At 37.2% G+C, this 17258-nt stretch carries 12 protein-coding genes; 6 read left to right on the top strand and 6 right to left on the bottom strand.

What is annotated here, in order from left to right; genetic code table 11:
- Positions 1-101 precede the first annotated feature (101 nt).
- Positions 102-2306 (bottom strand): DNA helicase RecQ, encoded by a 2205-nt coding sequence (recQ, locus tag JOE44_RS02490; RefSeq protein WP_209784200.1) that lies wholly within the window; start codon positions 2304-2306, stop codon positions 102-104.
- Between the two features lie 158 nt (positions 2307-2464).
- On the opposite strand from recQ, the gene JOE44_RS02485 reads away from it, so the two are divergent.
- The 5 genes from JOE44_RS02485 (at position 2465) to JOE44_RS02465 (ending at position 11340) form a co-directional block, all read left to right on the top strand.
- Entirely contained in the window at positions 2465-3424 is a 960-nt protein-coding gene (locus JOE44_RS02485; RefSeq protein ID WP_209784199.1) for a KpsF/GutQ family sugar-phosphate isomerase, read from the top strand.
- Between the two features lie 135 nt (positions 3425-3559).
- Entirely contained in the window at positions 3560-4387 is an 828-nt protein-coding gene (gene tatC / locus JOE44_RS02480; RefSeq protein ID WP_185126812.1) for a twin-arginine translocase subunit TatC, read from the top strand.
- Positions 4388-4615: 228 nt separating this feature from the next.
- Positions 4616-7576: a reprolysin-like metallopeptidase gene (locus JOE44_RS02475; RefSeq protein ID WP_209784198.1), complete on the top strand. Its 2961-nt coding sequence runs from the start codon at positions 4616-4618 to the stop codon at positions 7574-7576.
- A 141-nt stretch (positions 7577-7717) separates the two neighbouring features.
- Positions 7718-9349: a M1 family metallopeptidase gene (locus JOE44_RS02470; protein ID WP_209784197.1), complete on the top strand. Its 1632-nt coding sequence runs from the start codon at positions 7718-7720 to the stop codon at positions 9347-9349.
- Between the two features lie 134 nt (positions 9350-9483).
- Complete coding sequence (locus tag JOE44_RS02465) at positions 9484-11340, top strand: peptidase M61 (RefSeq protein ID WP_209784196.1); 1857 nt, start codon at positions 9484-9486, stop codon at positions 11338-11340.
- A gap of 59 nt (positions 11341-11399) precedes the next feature.
- On the opposite strand, the gene JOE44_RS02460 is transcribed toward JOE44_RS02465, so the two are convergent.
- The 4 genes from JOE44_RS02460 to pepE form a co-directional block, all read right to left on the bottom strand.
- The gene (locus JOE44_RS02460) at positions 11400-12566 is read right to left on the bottom strand and encodes a HAMP domain-containing sensor histidine kinase (RefSeq protein ID WP_245169685.1); all 1167 of its coding nucleotides are present in this window, start codon (positions 12564-12566) and stop codon (positions 11400-11402) included.
- 7 nt (positions 12567-12573) lie between these two features.
- Positions 12574-13947 (bottom strand): D-alanyl-D-alanine carboxypeptidase/D-alanyl-D-alanine-endopeptidase, encoded by a 1374-nt coding sequence (gene dacB / locus JOE44_RS02455; protein WP_209784195.1) that lies wholly within the window; start codon positions 13945-13947, stop codon positions 12574-12576.
- A 109-nt stretch (positions 13948-14056) separates the two neighbouring features.
- On the bottom strand, positions 14057-14920 hold the full coding sequence (locus JOE44_RS02450) for a hypothetical protein (RefSeq protein WP_209784194.1): 864 nt from the start codon (positions 14918-14920) through the stop codon (positions 14057-14059).
- Positions 14920-15612 (bottom strand): dipeptidase PepE, encoded by a 693-nt coding sequence (pepE, locus tag JOE44_RS02445; protein ID WP_209784193.1) that lies wholly within the window; start codon positions 15610-15612, stop codon positions 14920-14922. Before pepE ends, JOE44_RS02450 begins: the two co-directional genes overlap by 1 nt.
- Positions 15613-15803: 191 nt before the next feature.
- Here pepE and JOE44_RS02440 point away from each other — a divergent pair, with 191 nt between their 5' ends.
- Entirely contained in the window at positions 15804-16346 is a 543-nt protein-coding gene (locus JOE44_RS02440) for a hypothetical protein (RefSeq protein ID WP_209784192.1), read from the top strand.
- A gap of 156 nt (positions 16347-16502) precedes the next feature.
- Here the strand turns inward: JOE44_RS02440 and JOE44_RS02435 are convergent, their stop codons facing one another.
- The gene (locus JOE44_RS02435; RefSeq protein WP_209784191.1) at positions 16503-16991 is read right to left on the bottom strand and encodes a YdeI/OmpD-associated family protein; all 489 of its coding nucleotides are present in this window, start codon (positions 16989-16991) and stop codon (positions 16503-16505) included.
- Between the last annotated feature and the right edge of the window lie 267 nt (positions 16992-17258).

Genomic DNA, 17258 nt, shown 5'->3' with positions numbered 1-17258 from the left:
TTACTATTTACTGTAGACGTAACACGCTATAAAAATAAAGTAAGCCTTTCTGAGGAAAAGCTTACTTTATTTAATTAATATTCTAAAAAATATTGATTTTTTTAATTCGCTACGTCACTGATAAATTTAATCCTCAGCATCCTTACTTCTTCATCAGACAATTCATCCCCGAATTCATCCAGTAGTACCTTCATACTGTCACTTTCAGATTCGTTCATAAATTCCATAAAACCGTCTACAATATCTTCATCAAAATTATCTTCAATATAATAGTCGATATTCAGCTTTGTTCCCTGATATACAATCCTTTCCATTTCTTTCAGAAGTTCATCCATAGAAAGGTTCTTGGCTCTTGCTATATCTTCAAGATCAATCTTTTTATCCGTACTCTGGATAATGAAAACTTTGTGGCTGGATTTATTGGCTACCTGTTTCAATACCATATCCTGGGTACGTTCTATATTATTCTCTTCAACGTACGTTTTAATATAGTCTGCGAATTCTTTACCATACTTTTTGGCTTTTCCTTCACCTACTCCATAGATTTTGGTAATTTCATCAACTGTGATGGGATACTGAACCGTCATATCCTCCAAACTCGGATCCATAAATACGGTATAAGGTGGAATTCCGTGTTTTTTGGCCACTTTCTTTCTCAGTTCTTTCAACAGGTTGAAAAGGTTCTGATCCAGGCCTCCACCCGCCTGCTGCTGTACCTGGTCGCTTTCTGCTTTTGCCTGATTAAGATCAAATTCCCTGTCTTCAGCAATCAAAAAGATATTTTTAGATTTACCATTCAGGACATTTTTCCCTTTTTCTGTAATTTTTAAAACCCCATAGGTTTCAATATCCTTCTGTAAAAAATTCTGAACAGTAGCCTGTCTTAGAATCGTTTTCCAGTAGTTATCTTTTTCTTCTTTTCCAAAACCAAAATGAGAACTTTGTTCCAGTTTATAAGATTTCGTCACGGCATTTTCTTTTCCTACGATGACAGAAATCAAATCTTTAGACTTGAATTTTTCTCCAGTGTTACTGATCAGTTCCAGCGATTTTTCCAAGTCTGCAGTGGCATCCTTTAATTTTGGCGGATCGGATGAATTATCACACATCATTGCTCCGTCTCCGTTTACCGGATCAAAACTTTCTCCAAAATAATAGAGTATGTACTGTCTTCTACTCATTGAAGTTTCAGCATAGCCTACCACTTCATTTAAGAGCTGCAGCCCGATTTCTCTTTCAGAGACAGGTTTCTGTGCCAGGAATTTCTCCAGTTTTTCAATATCTTTTGGATCATAGAATGCCAGACAGTGACCTTCACCTCCGTCTCTTCCTGCTCTGCCGGTTTCCTGATAATAGCTTTCCAGTGATTTCGGAAAGTCGTAATGGATGACAAAACGGACATCCGGTTTATCAATTCCCATCCCGAAAGCGATTGTTGCTACGATCACATCCACTTCTTCCATCAGGAATTTATCCTGATTCGCTACTCTAACCTTCTGATCAAGACCTGCGTGGTAAGGAAGTGCATTGATTCCGTTGACCTGCAGAAGCTGGGCAAATTCTTCAACTTTTCTTCGGCTCAGGCAATATACAATTCCTGATTTCCCTTTACGCTGATTGATAAATTTAACGATTTCCTTATCTACATTAATTTTAGGACATACTTCATAGTATAGATTAGGACGGTTGAAACTTTCTTTGAACACCAATGCATTCGTCATTCCTAAAGTTTTCTGGATATCATCCTGAACCTTAGGAGTAGCAGTAGCCGTCAAAGCAATCACCGGTACATTGGCGATTTTGTCTATAATCTGTTTCAGATTCCTGTATTCCGGTCTGAAATCATGTCCCCACTCTGAAATACAGTGAGCCTCGTCGATAGCAAAGAAAGAAATTTTCACTTCTTTCAAAAAATCCAGGTAATCATCTTTAATCAATGATTCAGGAGCTACATACAGAAGTTTGGTTTTGCCGCTTTTGATATCGTCAAAAACCTGCTTGGTCTGCGTTTTGTTTAATGATGAATTCAGTACGTGGGCTACCCCATCTTCCGAAGAAAGGCCGTTCACGGCATCTACCTGATTTTTCATCAACGCTATTAAGGGCGAAACTACTATTGCTGTTCCTTCCGAAATAAGAGCCGGAAGCTGATAACATAATGATTTTCCGCCACCTGTAGGCATTAAAACAAATATATCCTTCCCATTCAATAGGTTATCTATAATTTGTTCCTGCTGGCCCTTAAATGTAGAAAACCCAAAATACTTTTTCAATTCGCCTGATAAATTGGCTTTTTTTGCGCTCATCTAATTTTCTATTGCTAAATTTGCATCTCACCCAAAGTTATAAAAATTCTGCTTAAAATAAAAGCGAACGAATTTATAAAAAATAAAATTTATATTAAATATTCTTTTTAAAATATAACGTTTTTTAGGAACTTTTTTGTATACCTTATCATCATAAAATGGATAGAACCAACATTATATCAATTGCAAAAAGCACTTTAGAAATAGAAATTTCTGAACTCGAAAAATTAAAAAACAGAATTGATGACCAATTTGCCCATGCCGTAGAGATCATTCACTCAGCAAAAGGGAAGCTCATTGTGGTAGGAATAGGGAAATCTGCCCATGTTGGTAATAAAATTGTGGCTACATTAAATTCTACCGGTACTCCTTCTCAGTTTTTACATGCTTCGGAAGCTATTCATGGCGACCTTGGAGTTATTCAGAAGCAGGATGTTGTTTTATGCATCTCGAATTCCGGAAATTCTCCAGAAATTGCCAATCTGGTTCCTTATTTAAAGGATTATTCTTCTGCTCTGATCGGAATGACAGGAAATAAGAAGAGTAAACTCGCTGAGTTTTCTGAGGTTATTTTAGATACTCATGTGGACGTTGAAGCTTGTCCTAATAAATTGGCACCTACCAGTTCTACCACCATTCAGATGGCATTGGGAGATGCTTTGGCTGTGGCATTAATGGAATTGAATGATTTCAAGGCTAATGATTTTGCGAAATTCCATCCGGGAGGAAGCTTAGGAAAAAACCTGACTTCTAAAGTAGAGCAGTTCCTTTCTTCACAAAAGCCTCAGGTCTCTGAAGATGCATCCATAAGAGATGTAATTATCTCAATCAGTGGTTCAAGCCACGGAATCACAGTGGTAACGAATGAAGACCAGATTATTGGTGTTATCACAGATGGAGATCTGAGAAGAATGCTGATGAAAGGAGAAGATATCAGTAAGGTATCCGCTAAAGATATTATGTCTGCCCATCCAAGAACCATTGAAAAAGATGCTTTGGCCAAAGAAGCTATGAAAATTCTGAAAGGAAATAATATCGGCCAGCTTGTTGTAACGGAAAACGGAAAATATTTCGGGATTATAGACCTGCATAAACTGCTGGACGAGGGAATTAATTAGAAGGTAAAAATTCAGAAGTTGGAGGTTAATAAATAAAAGATAATAGGCAGATTAAAAGTAAAATTTAACTAATAACCTGCAGACTCTTACTTCTGTCATTTTTTTCATAAATTTGCGCTTTAAAAATTGTATTCTGTGAGTGATGGTAAAGACATGTCCTTCCTTGGACATATAGGAGAATTAAGAGGGCATCTGATCCGTTCGATTATTGCTATCATAATTGCTGCTTTTGTGGTTGGTTTTAATATCAACTGGATTATGGACCATATCTTTTTTGGGCCCACCAGGAATGATTTCCCAACCTTCAGAGTTGTTAATCATTTTTCCAGAATGATTTTGGGAGAAGACAGTATTCATCTCCCAAAGGACTTCCCTGTTCGTGTACAGAGATTGTATCAGCAGTTCAATGTGATGATGGCTGTTTCTGTTTTTGGAGGAATGGTAGCTGCATTTCCTTATATTGTATGGGAATTATGGCGTTTTATCGGTCCTGCTTTGCATCCAAGAGAGAGAAAGAATTCTATCTATATTATTAATGCGGTATGGATACTTTTCATGACCGGAGTATTATGCGGGTACTTCTTAATCCTTCCGTTTGCGGTTAATTTCGGGGTTATCTTTAAGATTTCAGACATTATTGTTCCGCTTTATGACTTAAGTGATTATACCACTTTATTTTTACAGGTAGTTTTGGGTATGGGTGTTATTTTCTTATTCCCTATTCTTATCTATTTCCTTACGAGCATCGGAATTCTTACGCCTATGTTTATGAAAACGTACCGTCGTCACGCTATTGTTTTGATTATGGTTGTCGCTGCAATTATTACTCCTGCAGACGTTTTAAGTATGCTGATGGCTGCATTCCCGCTGCTTATTTTATACGAGTTCAGTATTATGATGTGTACATTCACTTATAAAAAAGTACAGAAGAGCAACGGAAATCTTCCGGCAGTACAGAAATAAACAGTATTTTTTACTAATAAAAGCTTAAGCGCTACTATTCAATTGAATCGTAGCGCTTTTTTTATTTGAAAAAATTAACATTAATTATATTTATTCTTAATATAATTAAAAATAACGATGAAATTCAACTAAAATTATAAAGTTGTGAGCAATTAACAATGTATCACTAACAAAAGATTTAAAAAAATAAACTATCTTTAAAACTTTAATAACAATCAATAAAAAAATATGAAAAAGAAAATTATTTTCGTCTGTGCATTGGCATTAAGTCTGAGCGGTTTACAGGCACAACGCTGGGAACCGGTCTCGGAGAAGATCACGCCAGTAAGAAAAGAAGTAAAAGTAGAATACGCCTACAAATTTGATCTTTCTGCATTGAGAAATCAACTCAAGAATGCTCCTGAAGCAGGAAAAGGAGGAAACCCGGTAATTGTTTCTCTTCCTACAGCAGACGGAAGAGTTGAAAGATTCTCCGTGTACAGCTCTCCGGTAGTAGAAAAAGCGATGGCGGAAAGGTATGAATTAGGTGCCTATTCAGGTATAGGACTGGATAATCCTCATAAACAAATCAGATTCAGTACTGCTCCGAACGACTTCCAATCTATGGTATTCAATGCCGATACCGGAAAATACGAATTTATAGAACCCATCAACAAAGAAAAGGATGTATATGGAGTCTTTTTCAAATCTAACAAATCTCACGAAGATCCTTTCGAATGCCGAACTTCTGAACCTGAGAAGGTAAAAAAGGAGATGAATAAGCTGCTTAAAACAAAAAATGTTTTGAAAGGGCTAGGCAACTCTAATAAAAGTAATGAGCAAAAATACAGAACCTATAGAATTGCCATCTCCGTAAACGGTGAATATACCCAACTTGCCGGAGGTGTTCCTCAGGCTGCAGCCCGTATTAATGCCACAATGAACCGTGTAAATGGTGTTTTTGAAAAGGATTTTGGAATCCATATGATTGTACAGGATCTTCCACAGCTTATATTTGCAGATCCCACGACGGATCCTTATTCGAATGTAGTAGTAAATCCAAACGGTACATATAGCGCTCCCGGTGCATGGAACCTCCAGCTTCAGCAAACCCTTACCAACACTGCCGGTGTAGGTAACGCTGCCTATGATATTGGACATTTCTTTGGCCACAGAGGCGGCGGCGGAAGTGCAGGAGATGTAGGAAATGTCTGCAGAAATCCTGCAAGTAACAATGATGCTACTTCTAAAGGAGCAGGAATTACTTCACCTTCTACTCCGGACCAGCCTTTTGGAGACAATTATGACATCGATTTCGTAGCTCATGAAATTGGCCACCAGTTCGGTGCAGCACATACCATGTCTATTGCTTTGCATGGCGCTCATATGGAGCCGGGATCCGGATCTACGATTATGGGATATGCCGGAATTACCAACTATAATGTTCAGATGCACTCTGATGCCTATTTTCATACCAAAAATATTGAAGAAGTAGGAGCTTATGTCAATTCTCAAGACTGTGGAACGATTACAGCGGTAGCCAATACCCCTCCTTCAATACAGCCAATGGCTAATAAAATGATCCCTAAAGGAACAGCTTTTGTGTTAACAGCTTCAGCAGCAGATACACAAAATGACCCGATGACTTATACCTGGGAGCAATATGACCTGACTACTTCTGCTTTTGGCCCGGTAAGTGCAACCAGAAATAATGGGGCAAATTTCAGATCTATAATGCCTACAAATTCTCCTACACGTTATTTCCCTAAATTGTCAAATGTTCTTAATGGAACCCTTACCAGTGCTGTAGACTGGGAAACGGTATCCAATATTCCAAGAACAATGAATTTCAAGGTAACGGTAAGAGACAATAATCCGGATGCTGCACAACAGCAGACACAGAGCGGCCTGATGAAAGTAGATATAGGAAATGAAGGCCCTTTCAAAGTAACTTCAACTACAGTTTACAATAATACACCAGGAGCTGTTACCTGGGATGTGGTAAACACGAATAATGCTCCATATAATGTACAAAACGTTAAAATAGATTATACTACAGACAATGGAAGCACATGGACGGTTATTACTCCATCTACAGCAAATGACGGATCCGAACCATTTTCATTCTCTTCTCTGGCAACAGGGGCCAGTGTAAAAATAAGAGTAAGTGCCATTGATAATGTATTCTACGCCGTTGGAAATGCTACTGTTTCTGCATCTGCAAGTGCCTGTACAACATCTGCTCCGGCAGGTATTACGGTAACAGGTATTACAAGAACTTCAGCATCCGTAAACTGGACAGCGTTAGTAGGAGCAACGTATTCTGTGATGTATAGAAAAGTAGGAACAGCTACATGGACTACTGTTCCTGTTTCAACAAATTCTTATAATATTTCAGGACTTACTGAAGCTACTCAATATGAAGTACAGATAGCGAATGTTTGCGGTGCATCCGTTGGAACATATTCAGCATCCACAAACTTTACAACATCTTCATTTGCTAAATGTTCAGTAACAGGAACAAATGCTGCTGATGAGTATATTTCCAATGTTACAGTAACTGGTGCCGGAATGAGCCCTGTTTCAAACAGCAGTAGTAATACTCCTTACACAGACTATACTACAGATCCTTCCAAACTAATTACGCTTATGTCCGGATCTACAGGAAATAATGTAAGTATAACCAAAGGATGGACAGGTGCTCAGTATAATGATGGAGTAACAGCCTGGATAGACTTCAACAGAGACGGAGTATTCTCCTCTTCTGAAGTCATCTACACCAGCGCAGCTAGTACCATATCACCTGTTTCCGGAACATTCTCCGTACCGGCAGATGCTTATACCGGAGGAAACGTAATTATGAGAGTTGTATTAGGATATGAAAGCCAGCCCAACAGTGGCTGCAGCAACCAGCAGTATGGCGAAGTTGAGGATTATCCGGTATTGATTCAGCAACAGCTTTCTACCAGTGAGACCTTGAAAGACAAGAGCGCCATCCAGATCTACCCTAACCCGGCAAGTGATGTATTGAATGTAACTCAGATTTCATCAAAAGCTCAGTTTATCATTACCAATATGGCAGGTCAGAAAGTAATGAATGGCCAGATTAATGATAATAAAATCTCTGTTTCAAAATTAAATACAGGAGCTTATATTATTTCAATTGAAGATAAAGGAACGACTACAAATCTGAAATTTATCAAAAAATAAAACCTCACCCATTTTTTTACAGCCCGGCAATGACCGGGCTTTTTTTATGCCTTTTTAAAATCTTGTATTTAATTTGATTTCCGGCATCGGGCTATTAATTTAATTTTATACTTTTGAAAAGATTTAATAATAAAAGTTTAAATGAAAAAATTGTCATATACACTCTTATTTGCATCAGGACTGGTTTTCGGACAGTTCTTTGAGAAGGGTAAGGTTTTCACCAAACAGGATACATTAAAGGGTTCCAATACCGAATTCAGAAATTTTTGGGATGTCAAAAAATATGATCTTTCCGTAGAGCCTGATTTTGAACAGAAAAGCATTAAAGGAAATAATAAAATCAGTTTTGAGATCATCAAAGATGTTACTAATCCTGTTTTCCAGATTGACCTTCAGCAACCGATGAAAGCTGATAAAATTGAAGGAAGCTTTCCTATTGCCAATTATAAGCAGGATGGAGACTTTATTTTCATTACCACCAATAAAAAATTCAAAAAAGGCGAAAAATACACCATTACTGTCACCTATTCAGGGAATCCTACCATCGCTAAAAAAGCACCCTGGGATGGCGGATGGGTTTTCACTAAAGATGAAAAAGGAAATCCATGGATGACTGCTGCTGACGAGGGAATAGGAGCTTCTATATGGCTTCCTACCAAAGATATCTGGAGCGATGAACCTGATAACGGAATCATTATGAAAATTGTAACGCCTAATGATCTGGTAGGTGTGGGTAACGGCAGACTAACTGATAAAAAAACAACAGGCAGTAAAACTACTTATACCTGGGAGGTTAAGAATCCCATCAATGCCTACTCCATTATCCCGAGTATAGGAAAATATGTGAATTTTAAAGATGTATTTGAGGGTGAAAAAGGAAAACTGGACCTGGATTATTGGGTAATTGACTATAATCTAGACAAGGCAAAAAAACAATTTCAACAGGTAAAACCTATGCTCTCAGCATTTGAATACTGGTTTGGGCCGTACCCGTTTTATGAAGATTCATACAAACTTGTAGAGTCTCCTCATCTTGGGATGGAACATCAGAGTAATGTAGCCTATGGAAACAAATATCAGAACGGCTATCTTGGCAGAGATCTTTCAGGAACAGGAGTGGGCTTAAACTGGGATTTCATTATTATTCATGAAAGCGGCCACGAATGGTTCGCCAATAATATTACCGCAAAAGATCAGGCGGATATGTGGATCCATGAAAGTTTCACCAACTATTCTGAGACTCTTTTCACGGAAAAATATATGGACAAAAAATCTGCTGAAATCTATGTTCAGGGGATCAGGAAAGGGATAGACAACGACGTTCCTATTATTGGCCAGTATGGCGTAAGAAATGAAGGCAGCGGAGATATGTATCCGAAAGGAGCCAACATGATTCATACGATAAGACAGGTAATCAATAATGATGACAAATTCAGACAGATTTTAAGAGGTTTGAATAAAGACTTTTATCATCAGACCGTTACTACTCAGCAGATTGAAAATTATATCTCCTCAAAATCGGGAATTGATTTCTCAACTGTTTTTGATCAGTATCTGAGAACGATAAAAATCCCAACTCTTGAGTATGCTCAAAATGGAGATACTTTAAAGTTCCGTTATACTGATGTGGTAAAAAATCTGAAATTACCCATCATCATCAATGGTGATCAGACCATAAATCCAACAGAAGAATGGCAGACCGTAAAGCTTAAGAAAAGTACTCCGGTGGAGCTAAACCCTAACTATTATATTAATTATTCTAATACTAAATAAATAAAAAAGGCAAATTTGCACACCCGCAGATTTGCCTTTTCGCTTTTTCACAGTAAAAATTTAAGAAAAGTTTAATACTTTCTCCGTAACAAAACGACAAAAAAAGCAACTATTTAACTATTAATGTAAACCTAATGAGAAAAACAGTACTTAGCCTTGGTATTTTTGCTGCTTTTTTAGCAAATGCTCAGTCTATAAAAACAACTATTGACCTTGTCAATGTAAAAGATGATAAAGTAACCGTTACCATGGAATTCCCGAAAATGAAATCCGGGGATATTAAATTTCACTTCCCAAAAACAGTTCCGGGTACTTATTCTGTAGACGACTATGGAAGATTCATCGAAGGAATCAAATTTTACGATAATAAAGGAAAAGAGCTTACTTATACCAAAGTAAATGACAATACGTATTCACTGAAAAACGCTCAGGCACTTTCCAAAATCTCTTATCTTGTGAATGACAGCTTTGATGATGAATTGGATACTTCAAAGCATAAAGCCGTATTTTCACCTTCAGGAACAGATATTGAGGCTGGAAAAGTATATATGATCAATACCCACGGATTTATCGGATATATTGAAAATATGCAGGATGTTCCTTATCAGCTTGTCGTTCAGAAACCTACTGATTTCTACGGAACAACAGCTTTGGTAGATCAGGACAAATCTGAATCTACAGATACTTATACTCTTGCCAATTATGCTAAGGTGACAGATTCTCCGCTGATGTATACAAAGCCTGATTATATTACCTTCAATGCCGGAGGAATGGATCTTGTATTAGGCGTATATTCTCCAACAGGAAAATATAAAGCAGCAGATTTTAAAGATAATCTCGAAAAGATGGTTGTTGCCCAGAAGAAATTCCTTGGGGACATGAATACCAATAAGAAATATGCCATCATGCTTTATCTTTCCGGTGGTGACGGTCCTAAAGTGAAGGGATTCGGAGCATTGGAACACCACGAATCTACAAGTGTAGTGCTTCCGGAGGCAATGCCGAAAGATGCTATTGACAACACCATTACAGATGTGGTTTCCCACGAATTTTTCCATACCGTAAATCCTCTGAAGACGCATTCTGAAGAAATTCACTATTTCGATTATGCAGATCCGAAAATGTCTCAGCACTTATGGATGTACGAAGGCGGAACGGAATATTTTGCCAATCTTTTCCAGATTCAGGAAGGTCTGATCAATAAAGATCAGTTCCTTGAAAGAATGGGAGAGAAAATTGCCAACTCCAAGAGCTATGATGATACCATGCCATTTACGATAATGAGTAAAAATGTATTGGTAGAGCCTTACAAAGATCAATATCGAAACGTTTACGAAAAAGGAGCTCTTCTGGCAATGTGTCTGGATATCGAGCTTAGAAAACTTTCCAACGGAGAAATGGGATATCGTGATATGATCAGAAAACTGTCTCAGAGATTTGGCGAAAACAAACCGTTCAAAGATGATAAACTAATTGACGAACTGGTAACGGTAACCGGATATCCACAGGTAAAAGAATTCTACAACAAATATATTGCAGGAAACCAGCCGACCCCTTATGCACAATACCTGAGCATGGTAGGCGTAGATATTAAAAAACAGGAAAGCCAGCCTCTGTTCTGGTTTATCAAAGATCCGAATCAGACAGGTTTTGATGAAAAGACCAATGCTTTTGCTTTTGATGATCATTCTGCATTGTCTCCATTTGCAAAAAGTATCGGATTTAAAATCACCGACCAGGTACTTGCTCTGGATGGAAGAACGGTAGATATCAAAAAAGTACAGGATTTTATTGGCTATACAAGAACCATCAAAGACGGACAGGAAGTTACGGTAACTATTCTAAGAGATAATGCCGGTAAGAAAGAGAAAATGACATTGAAAGGAAAAGCTATTCTGGATAAAATGACTATGGAAACGCTTACATTCAAGGCGAATCCAACTCCGGAAGAACTAAAATTACAAACACAGTGGCTCACTGGTAAAAAATAAAGAGAAAAGCGGGGAAATTTCCCCGCTTTTTATTTTCATAGTTGGCAAGTTCAAACTTGTCATTCTTTTTTAATCGTTATTCTAAAAGTACTCCCTTTGCCTACCTCAGTCTGGGAAATTTTAATATCTCCGTTGTGGTATTCATGAATGACTCTTCTTGCTAAAGACAACCCTAGTCCCCAACCCCTTTTTTTGGTAGAATAACCGGGATTAAAGGCATTTCTTGCCTGTTGCTTTGTCATGCCACTTCCATTGTCTTTTACCTCAACCAGAATATTTTTGTTTCTTTCAAAAACTGACATGGTAATAGCACCCTCGCCTTTCATGGCATCCACAGCATTCTTCACCAGATTCTCAATCACCCAGCTCATCAGGATTTTATTATGAGGTACCAAAACCGTGTAAGTAGGAAGATTCAACGTAAAGTTAATTTTTCTGGAAATCCTGGTCTTTAAATAGTCATAATTCTCCTGAATCGTTTCATTGAAATTTCTGTCGTTCAGTTCGGGAATAGAACCTATTTTTGAGAATCGTTCTGAAATTGTTCTGAGTCTTTCAATATCTCTTTCTATCTCATGTACGCCTTCTGATTCAGGATTATCCAGCTTCATAATTTCTATCCACCCAATCATGGAAGATAAAGGTGTCCCGATCTGATGAGCCGTTTCTTTAGCCAGACCTGCCCAAAGGTAACCTTCATCTGTCTTTTTAATTGTCCTGAAAAACCAGAAAGAAAAACCGAAATACAACAGAATAAACAGTCCTAAAATATAAGGAGAATACCGGAGATTATTAAGCAGACGCGAGTTGTCGTAGTATACAAACTGATTGTTTCCATCCGGTACTTTGATCTCAATAGGAGCATAATTCTTCTCCATATTCCGGATCAGATCCTGAAGTTCTTCAGGATTCTTTATGGTAGTTTCAGGGATATTCCTGTAGTATCCAAGATCAAGAATAGGGTTTTTGTATTTATCTGTTACAATAAACGGAATGGTATTGTTGATATTAAGGATATCCGGAAGCAGATCCAGAACATCCGTATCAGGCGTTTTTACTTCCTGTTGTATTCTTATGGCTTTGGAAAGAAGGCTGATCCTTTTAATCTCCTCTTTTCTGAGAAAATTAATAAGCGATGTTGAAGCCACTACAATGGCAATCACCAAAGTAGTCATCACCACAAAAATGATCCAGTTATTCAGCCTTGTAAGTATGGATTTTCTCAAAGTTATTTTATTTTAAAACATTCAGAATTTTCTGCAGCTCTGCATTCCCACTTCCCTGATAGTTGTTGATAATAATCGAAAATACATATTTTTTTCCATCTTTTGCCGTGTGATATCCAGCAAAAGATTTGGTATCTCTCATGGTTCCGCTCTTCATCTTCATTCCATTATCCTGAACCGGAAATCCATCGTAATAGGCTTCAAACCAATTTTGTTTTTTCGCATATAAAAGAGCCTGTACCTCTGCTTTGGCCGCCACATAATTCTGTGGTGAAAGCCCGCTTCCGTCAGCAAAATTGATCATATTAGGATTGATTCCTTTTGATTTCCAGAATTCTTTCAGATAAGAAATTCCGCTTTTGAAACTTGGATTTCCTTTTTTCTCTTTTCCTAAAGTTTTAATCAATGTTTCTCCATACAGATTGATGCTTTTTCTTAAAAACCAGTAAACGATTTTATCAAGAGTCGGCGATTGATAAGTCAGGAGAATATTACTTTTCGGAGCTGTCAAAACTGTTTTTCCCTCTATTTCAAGCTGTGAATTCGTTACTGCTTTTCCTGAAAGTTCAATTCCTGATTCTTTCAGCCACTGTTGTACTTCTGCTGCCAGCTGTAAAGGTGGATTAGGTGTAGAACCTGAAACGGTTACTGTTTTTCCTGACGGAAGCATTCCGTTAATCAGTGCTACATCAGAATGAGGTGCTGTAAAGATGAGACTTTGATCTGAGTTTCCTCCTGTTTTCAAATCATTCAGCCATTTCACACCTTCCAGCGGATAAGAAAAGCTCTTAAAATCAGTTCCGTTAATATTGATATCAAACTGGTTTTCTTTCCAGTTTATTCCCCACACTCCTGCTCCATAGTAATTGCCAAGATCATCCCACGGCCATCCGCCCGGAATCGTCTGATGATCAAAATAAGAATCATCAATGACAAGATCACCTGATATTTTCGTTATTCCTGAAGTTTTAATGGCATCTATCAGTTTCTTTTTAAAATTTTCAGGTTTATAGGCATCGTATCTCCAGCTTCCTAATGTAGGATCACCGTTGGAACTGATGAAAAGATTGCCGTTCAATGTTCCTCCGGATATGTTTCCGGAATAGCTTGAAGTGGTTGTAAAAGTATAATTTTTCCCTAAAGTTTCCAATGCTGCACCTGCAGTAAAAATCTTTTGTGTAGAAGCAGTAGAAAGTCCCTTGCTGCCCTGGTATTCGTAGATAAAATTACCATTTTCATCTGAAACATAAAACGATAAACTGGAAGAAACGGCTCCCGAAGAATCCATCAAATCCTTTGTTACTTTATCTAATTTCTGAGCAATATTCTGTGCGGCCACTACCTGTACGGAAAGTGTGAGAACAGCAAGTGTTTTTTTCATTGCATTGTTGTTTGGGTCTAAACAAATAGGGCTCAAAACAGCTCACTCACAGTAATGATGTTCGATGTACTGAGCCTTTTTCGTATCTCTAAATTCTAATCAAATATAGTTAAAATAAAAACTTTTCATACTCCCTGAGATCATCGGAGGTGAAAAGAATTTGATGGTCAGGAGATTTTTCAAACGACTGGTCATATTTAAAATATTTCTCATAATCATCTTCATCTATGAAAATATCCATCTGACATTCTTTTATATAGTTTGATTTTTCGCCGTAATCTTGAATAAAATATCCGGAAGGATTCCAGGATTCATGATGACAACGCAGGCAATTTCTTTGGTGTACAGCTTTATATCCACATATTTCACAATTATTTAAGCTTTGGAACAGCAAGGAAATTTCATTTTGTCTGCCTTTCGGAAAAAGTGAGCGTGGAATCATTTTTAAAAGCAGATAATAATTGGGTTCCTGCCATGAGAAATATTTTCTCTCTTCAAAATCATCATATTCTTTTGTGTAAAGCCATAATTTCTGAAGATCATATTCTACTTCGGCTTTCACAATATTTTTAATATTCAGAACAGTCTTATTATTTCTTCTGACATTCTGTTGGTCATCAATTTCAATAACCGGCTGCTGTTCCAGAAAATGATTCAGGCATAAGGTGGTCTGCCATGAATCGATGGTTCTGATTTTGCCTTCCCCGCCACAGATCTCACAGGTTTTAACAGATAATTCTGAATATTTATCTTTGATTTTTTTAAGTTTATTATTGAGTGTTTCGTCTTCAGAATACGTATAACATCTCAATTCGCCGAACTTTTCCTTACCAAAGACACGGTGTTCCCTATTCCAGCCTGCCATGGCAAATTCATACAGCAAGCCACGGATCAGATCATTCCATCCGGTACTGTTCACTGAAAAATTAGTGAGGTTACGTTCTATGAAAAGAGTAATTTCTTCTGTATCCATTAAAGTTTACTGCCTGCCTCAATTTCGTAAGGTTCTTTATCTTTTTCAAAAATCCTTGTCAGCTCACTTCCTTCTACGGTTATTAAGTCATCCTTTCTTCTGATCCAGTTTCCTTCTCTAAGACCCACCACTTTGATATCGTTTTGGGTAAGAAACTCTTTGATACGGGTTTCTCTGGTTTCTCCGTTATGTTTTAAATCCGGGTTAGGATCCAGATAATGCGGATTGAGATTGAAAGGAACCAATCCCATACAGTCAAAACTTGGCGGATACACAATCGGCATATCATTGGTAGTTTTCATGTTCTGTCCCCCAATATTACTTCCTGCACTACATCCAAGGTAAGCTTTTCCACCTGATACATTTTCTTTCAGGACAGACATCAAACCTTCCTCGTGTAATGTTTTCACCAATAAGAAAGTATTTCCTCCTCCGGTAAAATATCCTTTTGCCTGGTTCAGGGCTTCTGTTTTATTTTCAAACTCATGAAGTCCTTTCACTTTTACATTGATTGTTTCAAAGAAAGAACGTGCTTTTGCGGTATAGTCGTCATGAGAAATTCCGCCTGGTCTTGCGAAAGGAATAAACACAATTTCGTCAATTCCTTTATATAATTGGATTAATTCTTCTCTTAAATATTCCAGATAGTCTCCCCCAAAAAGGGTGGATGTAGAAGCTAATATAATGTTCATCTGATGTAAATTATAGATATTAATAAAAAAATGAATGACAAAGATAGCCTTCAAACATGAACGAATCAAAAATTAAATTAAAAAAAACCTCAATCCCGTTAATATTTTCTAAAAAACCTTAAAGCCTCTAAAATTTTAGATTTTGTGGAATTATTATTGAATTTTAGATTTCGAATTTAAAATATAAGATTATGAAAATGAGTAAAATTAATAGTAGAAACCTTTTTTTAGGGTTAATACTGGCAGGAAGTGTAAGTCTTGTAAACGCACAAACGACTCAGCCTGAAACTTCAGCAGCAACGAGTCAAACTACGAATCCAACAATTGAAGGTCTTAAAAAGCAGATCGCAGCCAATCCCAAGGATACAGAATCATTAGCGAAACTGGCTGGTGCTTATCAGGAAGCTTCAGACTGGCCAAACGCCATTGATACCTGGAAAAAAATATCTGTTTTATTACCGGACTGGGCTCCGTCTTATTACAGCCAGGCTTATGCCTATCAGTCTGCAAAAGATGATGCCAATGCAAAAATTGCTTATGAAAAGTATATTGCAACAGTAAAACCTGAAGAAGTAGAGCAAAATAAGAAAAATCTAGCATACGCCTATTTCTATCTTGCCTTTACAGAACAGCAAACTGATCCTAATAAAGCAAAGGAACACATTGCAAAGTCTATACAGTATGACCCAACCAACGAGGATGCTGTAAAGCTTAGCAAAACATTAAATTCTTAGTAAAGAAAATGCCGGAAAGTTTTTCCGGCATTTTTATTATTTACTCTTTAAATGATAAATTCTTTTCTCTTCAAAATTTCTTTATTCATTCCTTAAAATAAAAGTTCATCATACCACATCTTGATTCCTGACTCTTGATTCTTGATTCTCTTACATCTACTCAATCATCTTTCCGTAAAAATCTGTTTCACCGTGCAAGTGCCGGATGATCTTCTCAATATTCCGCTGGATGCTGGCTTCCGTTTTTAAATTGTTGATATAGCGGATCAGCTCATTTCTTCTTGAAGGAATCAGATTATCAAAATTTTCTGTGGCCAGAGCACTTTCTTTGATTGCTTTTTCTAATTGCGGATGAATGGAAATACTTCTATCTGAATCATCATATTCCAGAGCAACTTCAATAACTTCGCCAATTCTTTTCGGGGAATTCTTCAGCATTGTCAGATTGATATACAGCCTCCACTCACCCAGATATTTCATCAGGTTTTGCTTAAATTCCTTCCCATTTACCGTTCCTTTTACAGCAATAGGACTTTTATTTCTTTTCGACGCAGTAAAAATCTCTTCCAAAATCTCTTCCGGAATAAAAACAAAAGGATTAATGCCTATGATTTCTAATGGAGTTGTGAAACTGTTGTTTTTCATGGATACAAATTTAAATTAGGCTAGAAACTAGAAACTAGAAACTAGAAACTAGAAACTAGAAACTAGAAACTAGAAACTAGAAACAAAAATAACAGTTTGATGAATAGGTATGGAGTTTCTTTTTTATTATTTCAAAAACAATTACTTTCATACACTCCCGCATCCAAACCCTCAAACCCTCTCACTCTCCTACCCACAAACCCGAACCTCGTAACTCAAAATTCATATCTCAGAACCCAATTAATTCCCTATATTTGTATCAATAAA

It is taken from the genome of Chryseobacterium sp. PvR013 (assembly GCF_017833095.1).
In the GTDB taxonomy this organism is placed as follows: Bacteria; Bacteroidota; Bacteroidia; order Flavobacteriales; family Weeksellaceae; genus Chryseobacterium; species Chryseobacterium culicis_A.
Note: the sequence above shows the minus strand (reverse complement) of the source record. Positions and strands in the feature narration are given on the sequence as shown.

Coding starts and splice junctions, on each gene's coding strand:
- recQ (WP_209784200.1), bottom strand. CDS start 2,306: ATGAGCGCAAAAAAAGCCAATTTATCAGGCGAATTGAAAAAGTATTTT.
- JOE44_RS02485 (WP_209784199.1), top strand. CDS start 2,465: ATGGATAGAACCAACATTATATCAATTGCAAAAAGCACTTTAGAAATA.
- JOE44_RS02475 (WP_209784198.1), top strand. CDS start 4,616: ATGAAAAAGAAAATTATTTTCGTCTGTGCATTGGCATTAAGTCTGAGC.
- JOE44_RS02470 (WP_209784197.1), top strand. CDS start 7,718: ATGAAAAAATTGTCATATACACTCTTATTTGCATCAGGACTGGTTTTC.
- JOE44_RS02465 (WP_209784196.1), top strand. CDS start 9,484: ATGAGAAAAACAGTACTTAGCCTTGGTATTTTTGCTGCTTTTTTAGCA.
- dacB (WP_209784195.1), bottom strand. CDS start 13,947: ATGAAAAAAACACTTGCTGTTCTCACACTTTCCGTACAGGTAGTGGCC.
- JOE44_RS02450 (WP_209784194.1), bottom strand. CDS start 14,920: ATGGATACAGAAGAAATTACTCTTTTCATAGAACGTAACCTCACTAAT.
- pepE (WP_209784193.1), bottom strand. CDS start 15,612: ATGAACATTATATTAGCTTCTACATCCACCCTTTTTGGGGGAGACTAT.
- JOE44_RS02440 (WP_209784192.1), top strand. CDS start 15,804: ATGAAAATGAGTAAAATTAATAGTAGAAACCTTTTTTTAGGGTTAATA.
- JOE44_RS02435 (WP_209784191.1), bottom strand. CDS start 16,991: ATGAAAAACAACAGTTTCACAACTCCATTAGAAATCATAGGCATTAAT.